Here is a 13,090-nt window from a genome sequence, read left to right as displayed (position 1 = left end):
GGAACCGACGTCGACGAGCGCGTCGGTCAGGACTCGAGGGTGCCGTCGAGGTACACCCACGCACCGTCGACGCGGGTGAACCGGCTGTGCTCGTGCAGGCTGCCCCGCAGCGATCCGTTGCGGTGGTACGCGGTGAACGTCACCTCGCCGGTGGTGTCGAAAGGACCACCGGCCGTGGATGATTCGATGTCGAGCCGATACCAGTCGAGCTCGTCGTCGAGGGTCAGGCGCCGGGGTCGGGTGTCGGGGTGCCAGCTGCCGACGACGTAGTCGCGGTCGCCGGTCGCGAAGGCGCTGAACCGTGACCGCATCAATGCCTCGGCCGTCGGCGCCTTCCGGTCGCCGGCCAGGATCGGCCCGCAGCACTGTCCGTACACCTCGCCGGTGCCGCACGGGCACCGGTCGTCGGCCTCCACCTCTCGCATGTCGGTCAGGGTATCGGGCGCGTGCCGCTTGACTTCCCCGGCCCGGATGAGCAAATTGCATTCCATGGTGACGGAGCGGTCGTTCGGGTCGGTGTCGGTACTGTTCGCCGACAACGGCGGAGTGGTGCCGTACGGGAACTCGGTGGTGGTGCCCGGCTCCGAGGCGACGATGCTGATCGACCCGTCCCTGGCACTCGACCGGGATCCGGTGGATGCCGACATCGTGATGATCTCGCATGCGCACGAAGACCACATGGCCGGTCTGCGGCATTGTTCGGGCGAGACCTATGCCCATCGCCTCGACGCCCCCATCGTCGGCTCCCTGGAGCTGCTGCTCGACGAGTACGACTTCACCCCCGAGGAGCGTGCGGTCGCCGCCACCGCTCTGACCACCGAGTATCACCTCGCCGCCACCCGCGACGGGGTGCACGGGGTCGACGGCGACCACGTCTTCGATCTCGGCGGCCGCCGCGCGCAGGTCATCCATCTGCCCGGCCACACCGCCGGTCACTGCGGGGTGCTGGTGGAACCCGACGGTTTCTTCTACGTCGCCGACATCGACCTCTCGTCGTTCGGACCGTTCTACGGCGACCGCGGATCGGATCTCGACGACTTCCTCGCCTCGCTCGACCACGCCGCGTCGGTCGAGGCCCGCTGGTATGCGACCTTCCATCACAAGGGCGTGGTCGAGGGGCGCGAGGAGTTCGCGACGAGGATCGCGGCCTACCGCCACCGCATCGTCGAGCGGGAGGAACGCCTGGTGGCATTCCTCACCGAACCGCGAACCCTCGACGACATCGTGGACCACCGCCTGGTCTACCGTCCCCATGTGACCTCCCCGTGGGTCCGGGCCACCGAACGTCGGACGGCCGAACTCCATCTCGAACGCCTGGTCAAAGCCGGTGCGGTGCATGTCGACCACGAGACGGGACTGATCCGGACGGTGGCCTGAACCGGCCTCCAGCCAACTGCCAGGACCGTCACGGCGCCGTCCCAGCGGCCGGGGGTGTGATGGTCACATGCACATCGCTCCTACCCCCACCGATACCGTCCTCGTCGTCACCGACGGCACCGTCCGCTCCACCGCGATCATCGATCAGCTGCTACACAACGGCCGGTCGGTCGCGGTCACCGGACGTTGCACCCGTGACCTGGTCGCCTACGTCGATGCCCGCATCCACGACCATGTGTGGGCCGTCGTCTCCGACCCGTCCGACCCCGACCAGATCGCGACCGTCATCGAACGTGCCACCGAGTCGATGGGACCGGTCATCATGGTCATCGACCCGGGCGGCCTGCTCGACGACGTCCACGATGCCGACCGGCGGGTGGCCTGAGACGTCCGGGTCGTTCGACGCCCCCGACATCACCTGTCCCCGAAATCGCCCTTTCCCCGAATTCCCCTGTCCCAGTAGTCCACTCAATTCCGTGCGATGGAACGCGGCGTATCGAGTCCGCCGAGCTTGTCCGGATTGCGCATCGCGTAGATGTGCTGGATCCGGCCGTCGACGACGTCGAGCCAGAACACCCCGCCCGGGTCGCCGGTCAGTTCGACGGAGAATCCGGGCATCCCGTTGATGCTGAGCAGCTCGATCCGCATGTCACGCCGGACACCGGTCGTGACGAATCCGCGGAGCACCCTGGCCACCCGCTGCGCCCCCTGGATCGGGCGCCGGGCCGCGCTCGCCTTGCCGTCGCTGTCGGCGATGAACGTGACATCCGGGGCCAGCGCCCCGATCAGCGCGTCGATCTCACCCGACGACGCGGCATCCAGGAACGCCCTGGTCACCTCGGCGGCGGCCTCGTCGTCGGCGGGTGTGTACCGCGGCCGCCGCGACTGCACGTGACCGCGTGCCCGGTGCGCCGTCTGCCGCACCGCCGCCGCGCGCTTCCCGAGCATCGCCGCGATCTCGTCGTGCGCGAAGCCGAACACCTCGCGCAGCACGAACACCGCCCGCTCGTCCGGACTCAGTGACTGCAGGACCACCAGCATCGCCGTCGACACCGACTCGGCGAGGACCACGTCGTCGACCGGGTCGTTCTCGTCGAGCAGGATCGGTTCGGGCAGCCACGGGCCGATGTAGTCCTCGCGCCGGCGCATCGCCGTGCGTGCCGCGTTGAGCGCCTGACGGGTGACGATCTTCGCGAGGTAGGCGCGCCGATCGTCGACGCCGGACAGGTCCACCGCAGCCCACCGCAGATAGCTCTCCTGCAGTACGTCATCGGATTCTGTTGCTGCGCCGAGGATCTCGTAGGCGATGGTGAACAGCAACGGCCGATGCTCGATGAACACCCGCAGGTGCTCGTCGGGCTCTGCGTCTCCCGTGGTCATACCCCTGCGACCTCCACCGGTTCGGCGACGGCCGCCGGATTCGGTCGACCCGCCATGCGCGCGAGACCCTTGAGTCCCCACACCGTGCCGCGGCAGACGTACTCCTTGACCAGCACCGCGGCGCGGCCGGTGACCACCGTACGCGCCGGGGCGTCGTCGAGGTGGGTGACCTGCAGGGTCGCCGCCTCGCGACCGAGGCTGATGCACTGCGAGACGAAGACCGGATGTGCCGGCGTCGGGGGCCGTCCGGCGAGTTGCGCACGCGCGGTCTTCGCGGCGTGCAGCCCGAGCTGACTGGCGGCCTGGCAACTCATCCGCGTGTGCACACCGTCGGGGACCGCCGCGTCCCCGGTGCCGACGATGGCGGTGTCGTCGACGCTGACGAGGCTCGCGTGGGTCCGCAGCCGTCCGGCGTCGTCGCAGCTCAGTCCGCTGTTTCGGGCCAGGTCCGGGCCGGTGAACCCGGCGGCGAGGACGGTGAGGTCACCGGTGATCTCGGCGTCGCCGTCGGGACCGCCCACCATGACGCCCGTCTCCTCGATCCGGTGCACCACGGTGTGCTCGCGGACGATGACGCCGAGGCGGCGCAGGGTGGCGCGGGTGCTCGCCCGGGCCCGCGGCGAGATGCCGGGGGTGATCTCGCCGCCGGCGACCAGGGTGATGCGGTGGCCGAGTCCGGCGAGCTCGGCTGCGGTCTCCACCCCGGTGAGCCCGCCGCCGACCACGCTGATCGCCGAGCGTTCGGGCAGGGTCGCGATGCGTTCGCGGATGCGTCCGGCCGATTCCCATTCACAGATCGCCAGGGCATGCTCGGCGGCGCCGGGAATGGTGGTGGCACCGGCGCTGCCCACCGCATAGATCAGCAGGTCATAGCCCAGGACCGTGCCCGAGGCCAGCCGTACCCGGCGGTGGGCGGCGTCGATGTGCTCGGCGGCGTCGACGATCAGCCGGACTCCGGCGGCGAGGACCGAGGCGTAGGGGTGTCGGGGGTCGCCGGTGTCGGCGGTCCACTGGTGCAACCGGATTCGCTCGACGAAGTGATCGCGGGGGTTGATCAGGACGACGTCGAGGCCCCGGTCGGCGGCGAGTCGGTTGGCGGCGGTGACGCCGGCGTAGCCACCGCCGAGGACGACGACGGTCTGTCGGGGCGTTGTGTCGCGGGACGTGTGTGTGGTGAACATGGAGGGCTCCTTGTGCGGTTGTCGCCCGCCCCCCGTGGGGTGGGTCGAGAACAAGACACCGCCCGCGCCCGGAATGTGACAGCGGTCAGGACACAGCGTCGAGATCCTCGACGCCGGCATCGGCGGGGACACCCGGCCGCGCATCGAGATCGATTCCGAGACGGTTGGCCACCAGGCGCAGTTCCCGTTGTGCCACAGTACGTTCCGATCCGAGGAGGCCGAGTGCCCGAATGAGTTCACGGGATCGGACCACCGGTCGGGCGAGGTCGACGACGTGGTGCAGCGGGGTCGACCGCAGGCCCATCTCACGGGCGATCTCACCATCGACCCAGCGGGTGGAGACCGCGGCCAGCAGCGGGCGCAGGAACGGCCGGGCGAGCGTGTGCACCGCATCGTTGAGCGGCCCGGGCAACCCGAGGTCGGTACGGTAGCCGTCGTCGAGCAGCGCCCGGACCAGCACCTTGGACTCCGATTCGGGGCGGAGCCGGAACCGTTGGGAGATGCGGTGGATGCGCTGGGCGTCGGCGAATCCGTGCGGGAGCAGGTCCTCGTCGACGCCCATCACCCAGCCGATCCAGCGCCACAGGTGGGTGATCGCCTCCAGATCGGCACGCGAGTACCGGATACCGAGGTCACCGGCGACCTCGATCGGCAGCACCAGGAACCCGGCGACGATGGTGAGCTGGGCGTATGTCTGGTTGATCGGCACACCCCACGCGGCATCGTCCCAGTCGCATTCGGCGTGCAGGTGATGGCGGACCATGGCGTGGACCAGCCGGATTCGCAGGGTTTCCAGCCAGCCCTGGCCGCCCGGTTCCATCAGGCCGGGGGCGGTGGCGAGGGTGACCCAGCGCGCGGTGGACTGCACGCGATCCCAGGTGCGGTCGGCGAGTCGGCCGGTGGCGACGAGGGGCCGGATGAAACCGGGGGCCTGATAGCCGTAGATCAGCGATTGATAGAGGGTGCTCGACTGCAGGGAGCCGAAGCGCCACCAGGCCTCGGCGCCGGCACGGGCGAGGTCGGGCTCGAACCATGACGGTGGTGTGGCGGCGGCGCGCACGAGGCGCGCTGCCGCCGGGGAGATCTCGTCGAGTTCCGCGGGGCGGTCGAGGGCTGCCATGAGCGAACTCCACGACGCCCCGGGCGTCGAGGTCAGGTCGGCGACCACGGCGTCGGCGGGCGGATCGCCCACGTGGAGTCCCCGGGCCATCGCGTCGACCTGCACCGGGAACTCGGCTCGGACCGCCGCCCAGTTGCGTGCCCCGGTGATTCTCGCCGCATCCTGCGACTCCACCCTGATCCCCATAAAGAACAGTGTGTCTTTTGTGTCGGGGAGCGTCAAGGAAGGGGTCGGCCGACTCCCGAGAAACCCGCCCAGACCAGCAGGAACAGGTGGTCGACGATCTGCTCGCGGCTCATCGTTCGGGTTTGCGCCCACCAGCCGACCGTCGTGGCGACCGCCCCGACGAGAGCATGCGCCCACGGCTCCGCCGAGGCCGGGTCACCGCCCCGCCGGATGAAGCCGTCCCGCAGGATGTCGGCGACGGTGCCGACGATCAGGCCGTCATCGGTGGCCGCCGGACGGTCGAGCCGGCCGGTCAGTGCGCGTGCGAGGGCCGGCTCGTCGTCGAACCACCGGGCCAGGATCTCGATGGCCGCCCGCGTCTGCTCGGCGGGATCGGTGACACCGTCGACGATGGCCGCAAGCCGGCGCAGGATGATATCGGCGTGCCGGCGGGCGAGGGCCTCCATCACCGCGCTGCGATCGGAGAACACGGCGTAGACCGCCGACCGGGTGAGGCCCGCTGCCGAGGCGATGTCGGCGAGTCCGACGTCGGGCCTCCCGGACACCCGGATCGCCCGCTCGGCGGCATCGAGCAGTTCTTCCCGGCGACGTGCCGGATCGACCGGCGGGCCGGGTGGACGGCCGCGGCCGCGGCGCAGCGACATCTCCTCGGGCATGGTCACCTCCAGCGAGGATTCACCCTACTAGTCTGACCGGGTGCCACCCGCCGATCGCCGACAGTTCACCGTGCGTCTCCTCTGCGCCGGAGTCCTGGTGGCGCTGGCCGGGATCTGCTACTCGTCCTGGGTGCTGGAGTTCCTGTGGGCCTCACCGCTGGATCCGCTGCGCAGCTTCCTCAGCGAGCTCGACGCCGCGCATCGCCCGCACCGCGGGTGGTACATCGCCGGCGACGTCACCACCAGCATCTGCGCGATCGGTGCGGCCGCACTCATGCTGGTACCCCGGCCGGCGGTCGGCGGGGTTGCGGCGCGCGGTGCGATCGTGGCACTCGCGCTGTTCGGGGTCGCGACCATCACCGATGCGCTCTCCCCGATCGAATGCATCCCGCACATCGACGCCGATTGTCCCGAGGAGCCGAGCGGCCTGCTCCCCCAACTGCACCACATCCATGCGCTGACCAGCACGGTCGCGGTGTTCGCGATCTTCGGTGCGATGATCCTCGGTGTACTCGCCGCATGGCGCACCCCGGTCTGGCCGCTGCTGCGGCACTGGGGTCTGGCGGTTCTCGTGGTGATCGCCGTCGCGACGGTGTGGATGCTGGCCGCCGACGATCTGCACGGGGACTACCGACTCGGTCTGGCACAACGCATCCAGGTCGGCGGGATGTCGGTGTGGCTGATGCTGTGGGGTGTGGCGGTGGCGACTCAGCGCAGATCGACCACCCCGGCATCCGGCTCGGCACGATAGAGCCGGTCGATCTGCTCGGCGTACTTGTCGGCGATCGGCTTGCGTCGCAGCTTCATCGTCGGGGTCAGTTCCACTCCCCCGGGATCCCAGGCCTCGGGCACGATGGTGAGCCGTTTGACCTGTTCGACCCGCGAGAGTTTCGCATTGCCCGATCGCACCGCGGTGACCACTTCCTCGATGACCGCCGGATGCCGGGTGAGCGCGGCGACGTCGGCGTCGGGCATGTTCAGCGCCTTGGCCCGTGCGGCGGCGGCATCGGGATCGAGTACGACGAGCGCCGAGACATAGGGTTTGCCGTCGCCGATCGCGGCGACCTGACCGATCAGCGAGGACGCCGCCTTCATCGCGTTCTCGATGTTGGTGGGCGACATGTTCTTTCCGGACTCGTTGATGATCAGTTCCTTCTTGCGGTCGACGATGGTGACGTTGCCCTCCTCGTCGATCGCGGCGATGTCACCGGTGGCCAGCCACCCGTCGGGATCGATGTCCTCGGCGGTCTTGTCCGGCATGTTCCGGTAGCCGCGCATCACGACCGGGCCCCGCACGAGCAGTTCGCCGTCATCGGCGATCTTGACCTCCATCCCCGAGATGGGCTTGCCCACGGTGCCGATCTTCATGTTCGCCGGGGTGGTCATGGTGGAGACGCCGGTGGTCTCCGACATCCCCCACACCTCGAGGACGGGGATGCCCAGGCCGAGGAAGAATTCGAGGACCTCCGACGGGATGCTGGCCGCCCCCGATCCGGCGAAGGTGAGCTGGTCCATGCCGATCGCCGCCCGCACCTTCTGCAGGACGAGTTTGTCGGCGAGGCCGTGCTGGATGCCGGAGATCGGCCCCTGTCCGGTCCCGGTCAGCTGGGCGTGGGCGGCGGCAGCCCCTGCGGCCATCGCCCACGCACCGAGGTTCTTCTTGACCGGGCTGGTCTCCTCGGCGAGTTTGGCCTCGATCCCGGCGCGGATCTTCTGCCATACCCGGGGCACGCCGAAGAAGAACGTGGGCCGCACCTCTGGTAGTGCCGCGGCGATCTCCCGCGGGTCGGGCACCGTGGTGATCTGGATTCCGCGGGCCATGTTCGCCGCGTGCGACGAGACGCGGTCGGCGATGTGGGCGGCCGGCAGATATGAGATCACGCGGTCGTCGAAGCCGACGTCGACGATCTCGGCGAGTGCGGTCAGCTCGGCGATGATGTTGCGGTGCGTGATCTCCACACCCTTCGGCGGCCCGGTGGTGCCGGAGGTGTAGATCAGCGTGGCGAGGTCTTCGGGCACGACGGCCTGCCAGCTCGCGGCGTAGTCGAAATCCGGTGAGCCCGACTTCTCGACGTCGTCGAGGGTGATCGTCCCGGTCGCGGGACCGTCGACGACGATCGTCGTGGTCACCCCCGTCGACGCGGCACCCAGCACCGGGAGGAAGACCTGCTCGGTGACCACGACCGTGTTGTCGGCGTTGCCGAAGAGGTACTCGATCTGGTCGGGCGAACTGGTGTTGTAGATCGAGAACGGGACCGCGCCGAGATGCAGTGCGGCGGTGTCGACGAGGTGGAATTCGGGGCGGTTGGTGAGCATGATGCCGATCCGGTCGCCACGGGCGACCCCGAGTGCGGCCAGACCGCGTGCGATCGACTCGACGCGTCGGCCGTACTCGGCCCAGGTGATCTGCTGGATGCCGCCGACCGTCCGGAGGGCGACCTTGTCCGGGTGCATGCGTACCGAGGCCTGGAACGCCTCGGGCAGCGTGGCGACCTTCGCCCCGCTCGCATGCGGGAAGGTGATCCGTTCGTGCTGTGCCATGTCTGAGGTCCCTCGCGTCGCAGAAACAGGTGTGATGCGAATCACCGTACTGCGATTCGAGGGCGGCACGCCCGGAACGCCGGAATTGGTAATCAGATGGTAAAACTCGCTCGTCAGAACGCCCTCTGCCACCGGTGTCCGGTCGGCGGCCGCGGGCCGATCAGCCCTGCACCGGACGCAGCTCCCAGTTGCCCCCGCCGGTCAGCTCCAGCAACGACGTGTGGTGGCGGTCGGTGGTGCTGCGGTGGCTCACCGACACCAGGATCGTCTCGGGGAGTTCGGTGCGGATCAACGAGTACAGCGAGTACTCGAGTCCCTCGTCGATCGCCGAGGTCGCCTCGTCCATGAAGACCACGTCGGGCCGCGTCAACAGGACGCGGGCGAATGCCACGCGCTGTTGCTCGCCCGGTGAGAGCACCTTGGACCAGTCCTCCTCCTCGTCGAGCCGGTCGACGAGGTGCGGCAGGAACACCTGCTGCAGGGCCGCCCGGATGGCGTCGTCGCCGACGGCGTCGGGCAGCGCAGGGTAGGCGACGGCGGTGCGGAGGTCTCCGAGTGGGATGTAAGGGATCTGCGACAGGAACAGGGTGCGATCGCCTGCCGGACGGGCGAACTCGCCGTCGACATAGGGCCACAATCCGGCCAGCCCGCGCAGCAGGGTGGTCTTGCCCGCCCCGGACCGCCCCTTGATCACCAGCGCGTCGCCGGGCCCGAGGGTGAGGTTCAGGTCGCGGATGAGGTCGTCACCGGCGGGTGTGCTGATCCCGACGTCGGTCAGCTGCACCGCCCGGTCGCGGTCGACCGTGTCGATCTCGGGTAGCGCACGGGACTTGGTGTCGGCGTCCTCGAGTCCGTCGAGACGCAGGATCGACGCCCGCAGATTGGCGAAGTCGTCGTAGGAGTTGCGGAAGAACGAGAGCGCATCGTGGACATTGCCGAATGCCCCTGCCGTCTGGGACATGTCGCCGAGTTTGATCGAACCCTCGAAGAACCGTGGGGCCTGCACGATGTAGGGGAACACCACCGACACCTGGGTGACGCTGAAGTTCCAGCCCACGAACTTCATCGTCCGGTAGATGATCTGCCAGTAGTTGTCGATCACCGCGCCGAATCGCGCCATCAGTCCGCGGTGTTCGACGTCTTCGCCGCGGTAGAAGGCGACGTTCTCGGCGCCGTCGCGCACCCGGACGAGCGAGTAGCGGAAGTTGGCGGTCAGACGCTCACGCCAGAAGTTCAGCCGGATCAGCGGTCGGCCGATCCAGAATGCGACGGCGGTCGCGATCAGCACGTACATGAAGACCAGCCACACCATCATGCGCGGGATCTCGATCCCGCCCAACGTCATCGGACCCGAGAGGTCCCAGAGGATCTTGGTGAACGAGACGATCGTGACGATCGCCGGGATCACGCCGCCGGTGGACGAGCCGCCCGAGCTGAACACCAGCACCCGACTCGAACTCGCGAGATTGGTGATATCGGATTCGATCCGCTGATCCGGGTTGTCGATACCGGGCTGGATATCCGAATCCTTGTGGTGGTCACCGATGTTGACGAATCGGTTGCGGTAGAACGCCCGCCCGCCCATCCAGTCGGCGGTCGCATTCTCGGTGAGCCACCACCGCCATCTGATCTCGAATGCGCTGCCGACGTAGATCTCGAGAAGGGTGCGCCCCACGTGGATCGCGGCGAGGATGCCGAAGACGGCCATCGAGTGCCAGAACCCGGACTTGCCGGCGTCGAGCATCGCCTGGCCTTCGGGCCCCTGGCCGGTCAACCCCTGACCCACCATCTGCAACGACGTGTAGAGATCGTTGCTGAAGTAGGTGAGCAGCACCGACAACCGCACCCCGAACAGCGACAGCAACATGAGGCCGATCAGGTAGGCCCAGGCGACCGTCCGGGTCTGCGGTCCCAGGAAGAACCGGCCACTCACGCGCCAGAACTGCTTGCCCCACACGGTGAACCGGGCAAGGACAAAGCCCACCACGATGAATCCGACGATGGTGATCGCGAAGACCACACCCATCCATCGCAGGGTCGCCCAGATCTCGGTGCCCCAATCGACGCTGTACTCCATCAACCCCCCTCGACGTCGGCCGGCTGCCGTCGGTCAGATCGCCGAAGTGTATCCCGCAGTGGCGGTTTCCACCGCACGATGGGATCGGATGGGTGCCGGTGTCGCCCGGCGACGCCGCGTCAGTTCTTGGGCGGGAAGTACTTGATCAGCGCTTCCTGCACAACCGAGGTGGCCAAAGTGCCGTCGCGCATCCAGAATCGGCCCGATCCCATCCCGCGGGAACCGGTGGCGACCGGCGATCGGGTGGCGTAGAGCATCCACTCGTCGAACCGGAAGTCCCGGTGGAACCACATCGAGTGGTTGACGGTGGCGGCGAAGAGCCGGTCGATGCCCCAGGACAATCCGTGGGTGGTGATGATCGAGTCCAGCACGGTGGTGTCGGAGGCGTAACACATCGCGGCGACGTGCATGATCGGGTCGTCGGGCATCACACCGTCGGTCTTCATCCAGACACGGTTGTCGCGCAACGTCTCCCCCGCCTCGCGCATCTTCCACGACGGATCGTTGGCGAACCGGATGTCGATGGGGTGCAGCGCATTCACGAAGGTCGCTATCGTGTCCTCGAAGCCCTTGAAGTGCTCACCCAAGGGCGGCAACTCCTCCGGGTAGGGCACCTGCGGGATCTCCACGGCATGCTCGAGTCCGGCCGAATTGTCCTGGAACGCAACGAGCATCGTGAAGATCTCTTCGCCGTCCTGCATCGCGGTGACCTGACGGTTGGCAAACGACTTGCCGTCCCGGAACCGCGCGACGTGGTACTCCATCGGCTTGTTGACGTCGCCGCCGCGGATGAAGTGGGCGTGCAGGGCGTGGACCGGCGGTTGTCCGCGGGTCAGGCTGCGCGATGCGGCGACCACACCCTGACCCAGCATCTGGCCGCCGAAAGTACGTGCGGTCTTCTGCTCCGGGTGCAGGCCGATGAAGAGATCGTCGTCACGCTGCTCGACGTCGAGCAGGGCGAGGAGTTTGCCGAGGTCGCCGGAGCGTTCCGCTGTCATGCGACCACCCTAGGCGCTGGCCGGAGAGGTCAGAAGGCCGGGGCGATCCCGATTCCGGAACCCGATCTTCACATCGACGATCTCTACACTCGTCGGGGTGAGCAGCGATCACGTCGACGCGCCGACATCGACGACCACCGAGATCGCCCGATCCACGCGTCGCCGACGTCAGGTGTGGGCTGTGGTGGCCGTCGCGCTGATCGTCGCTGTCGGCGTGGGGGTTCTCGCCGTTCGCGCCGCCCCGGACCGATGGTTGCCGTGGGACACCGCCGAGATCCCGGTCGATACCGTAGGCCTCACTCCGACGCAGGTGCGCATCGTAGAACTCCTGCGCAGCGAGCATGCCGCGCAGCGCCCGGGCACGTTCTACTCCGAGGGTGTCGACGAGCCGTGGTGCGCCGACTTCGTCAGCTGGGTTCTGCGCGAGGCCGGTCAGCCGTTGTCGAATCCGAACTCCGGACACTGGCGCATCCCGGGTGTCTACACATTGCAGGAGTACTACGAGGACAGCGGCCGATTCGAGCCGGTCGGCCGATACACACCCCGCGTGGGTGACGTCGTCCTGTACGACCGGAGCTCCGGATTCGGTCAGCACACCAATGTCGTGGTCGCCGTCGACGGCGGTACGGCCACCACCGTCGGTGGCAACGAGATGGGCCGGATTCGGGTCCACCGTCTGGACTGGGCTTCCGACGCCGGCGTCGTCGGGTTCGGCCGGAGCGTCATCGGGGACGACGGCACGCATCCGTGAGAGACGCGGCGCGGTCACGGTTTGTCGATTCGAGGTCGACACCAGCGCGAAGCGGGGTAGACAAGTGAGAGGTCGGCACGAGTCGGCCCGATCGCCCCATCGCGATCGGAGTTCTCGAGACCGAAAGGAATACCCTTGTCTGGCAATGTGTATCGAGTAATCGAGGTCGTCGGTTCATCGACGTCGGGCACCGATGACGCCATCCGCAATGCGATCGCCCGGGCATCGGAGACGGTGAACCATCTGGACTGGTTCGAGGTCACCGAGACCCGCGGTCACATCGAAGACGGCCAGATCGCACACTTCCAGGTGCGTCTGAAGATCGGATTCAAGATCGAGGAGTGAGGCGGCCTCCTCCCGCCCGACGGTTGTCGCGTAAGACGACTGCTCGACCGGCGCATGCCCGCGCCGGTCGAGTGGGACGACCTCGGCTCACATCAGGACGTGACCCCCGCAGAGCCGGTCACCTTGCGCACCCGGCCTGCGAAGATTTCGACACGCCTCGTCGCTGCGCTCCTCATCGGCTCAATCACCGTATTCACCGGTCACCGTGCGCACCCGGCGTGGAGATATCGCTACGCACCGCAACGTCTTCGCTGGTCGAGCCGGGACCGAGCCCCTGGGCGAGGACCCGTGTCGAGACCCGGTTCGCCGACGTCAGGAAGCGACCACCGCAGAGCTGGTCACCTCACACACCCGGCCTACGAAGATTTCGACACGCCTCGTCGCTGCGCTCCTCATCGGCTCAATCACCGTATTCGCCGGTCACCCTGCGCACCCGGCCCGCGGACATATCGCTACGCACCGCAACGTCTTCGCTGGT

General features: G+C 68.1%; 13 protein-coding genes. 5 read left to right on the top strand and 8 right to left on the bottom strand.

Annotated elements, in window-relative coordinates:
- Window positions 1–26 precede the first annotated feature (26 nt).
- A complete protein-coding gene (locus tag Q9K23_RS23770) occupies window positions 27–425 on the bottom strand; it encodes a YchJ family protein (protein ID WP_053777868.1) in 399 nt (132 codons plus the stop codon).
- A gap of 64 nt (window positions 426–489) precedes the next feature.
- Between Q9K23_RS23770 and Q9K23_RS23765 the strand changes: the two genes are divergently transcribed.
- Window positions 490–1,377, top strand: coding sequence for an MBL fold metallo-hydrolase (locus Q9K23_RS23765; RefSeq protein ID WP_020789983.1), 888 nt, complete (start codon window positions 490–492; stop codon window positions 1,375–1,377).
- A 67-nt stretch (window positions 1,378–1,444) separates the two neighbouring features.
- Window positions 1,445–1,762, top strand: a complete 318-nt coding sequence (locus Q9K23_RS23760; RefSeq protein ID WP_020789980.1) for a hypothetical protein — start codon at window positions 1,445–1,447, stop codon at window positions 1,760–1,762.
- 83 nt (window positions 1,763–1,845) lie between these two features.
- On the opposite strand, the gene sigJ is transcribed toward Q9K23_RS23760, so the two are convergent.
- From sigJ to Q9K23_RS23740, 4 genes are all read right to left on the bottom strand, one after another.
- Entirely contained in the window at window positions 1,846–2,757 is a 912-nt protein-coding gene (gene sigJ, locus Q9K23_RS23755) for an RNA polymerase sigma factor SigJ (protein WP_053777814.1), read from the bottom strand.
- On the bottom strand, window positions 2,754–3,938 hold the full coding sequence (locus tag Q9K23_RS23750) for an FAD-dependent oxidoreductase (RefSeq protein WP_305950302.1): 1,185 nt from the start codon (window positions 3,936–3,938) through the stop codon (window positions 2,754–2,756). Before Q9K23_RS23750 ends, sigJ begins: the two co-directional genes overlap by 4 nt.
- A gap of 85 nt (window positions 3,939–4,023) precedes the next feature.
- Entirely contained in the window at window positions 4,024–5,244 is a 1,221-nt protein-coding gene (locus tag Q9K23_RS23745; RefSeq protein ID WP_053777811.1) for an oxygenase MpaB family protein, read from the bottom strand.
- A 32-nt stretch (window positions 5,245–5,276) separates the two neighbouring features.
- Window positions 5,277–5,900 (bottom strand): TetR/AcrR family transcriptional regulator, encoded by a 624-nt coding sequence (locus tag Q9K23_RS23740; protein ID WP_053777867.1) that lies wholly within the window; start codon window positions 5,898–5,900, stop codon window positions 5,277–5,279.
- Window positions 5,901–5,940: 40 nt separating this feature from the next.
- On the opposite strand from Q9K23_RS23740, the gene Q9K23_RS23735 reads away from it, so the two are divergent.
- A complete protein-coding gene (locus Q9K23_RS23735; protein WP_020791105.1) occupies window positions 5,941–6,651 on the top strand; it encodes a DUF998 domain-containing protein in 711 nt (236 codons plus the stop codon).
- On the opposite strand, the gene Q9K23_RS23730 is transcribed toward Q9K23_RS23735, so the two are convergent.
- From Q9K23_RS23730 to Q9K23_RS23720, 3 genes are all read right to left on the bottom strand, one after another.
- Window positions 6,609–8,441, bottom strand: a complete 1,833-nt coding sequence (locus tag Q9K23_RS23730; protein ID WP_053777810.1) for a long-chain fatty acid--CoA ligase — start codon at window positions 8,439–8,441, stop codon at window positions 6,609–6,611. The genes Q9K23_RS23735 and Q9K23_RS23730 overlap by 43 nt on opposite strands.
- A gap of 160 nt (window positions 8,442–8,601) precedes the next feature.
- Entirely contained in the window at window positions 8,602–10,518 is a 1,917-nt protein-coding gene (locus Q9K23_RS23725) for an ABC transporter ATP-binding protein/permease (protein ID WP_053777809.1), read from the bottom strand.
- A 119-nt stretch (window positions 10,519–10,637) separates the two neighbouring features.
- Window positions 10,638–11,516 carry an acyl-CoA thioesterase II gene (locus Q9K23_RS23720; RefSeq protein WP_020791107.1) on the bottom strand — a complete coding sequence of 293 codons (879 nt, stop codon included), beginning with the start codon at window positions 11,514–11,516 and terminating at the stop codon, window positions 10,638–10,640.
- A 142-nt stretch (window positions 11,517–11,658) separates the two neighbouring features.
- Between Q9K23_RS23720 and Q9K23_RS23715 the strand changes: the two genes are divergently transcribed.
- Window positions 11,659–12,267, top strand: a complete 609-nt coding sequence (locus Q9K23_RS23715) for a CHAP domain-containing protein (protein WP_053777866.1) — start codon at window positions 11,659–11,661, stop codon at window positions 12,265–12,267.
- 135 nt (window positions 12,268–12,402) lie between these two features.
- Window positions 12,403–12,612: a dodecin gene (locus tag Q9K23_RS23710; RefSeq protein ID WP_053777808.1), complete on the top strand. Its 210-nt coding sequence runs from the start codon at window positions 12,403–12,405 to the stop codon at window positions 12,610–12,612.
- Window positions 12,613–13,090 lie beyond the last annotated feature (478 nt).

The sequence above is a fragment of the Gordonia sp. NB41Y genome, assembly GCF_030718915.1.
Lineage (GTDB): Bacteria > Actinomycetota > Actinomycetes > Mycobacteriales > Mycobacteriaceae > Gordonia > Gordonia desulfuricans.
The sequence above is the reverse complement of the archived record's forward strand: the minus strand, read 5'-3'. Positions and strand labels throughout refer to the sequence as shown.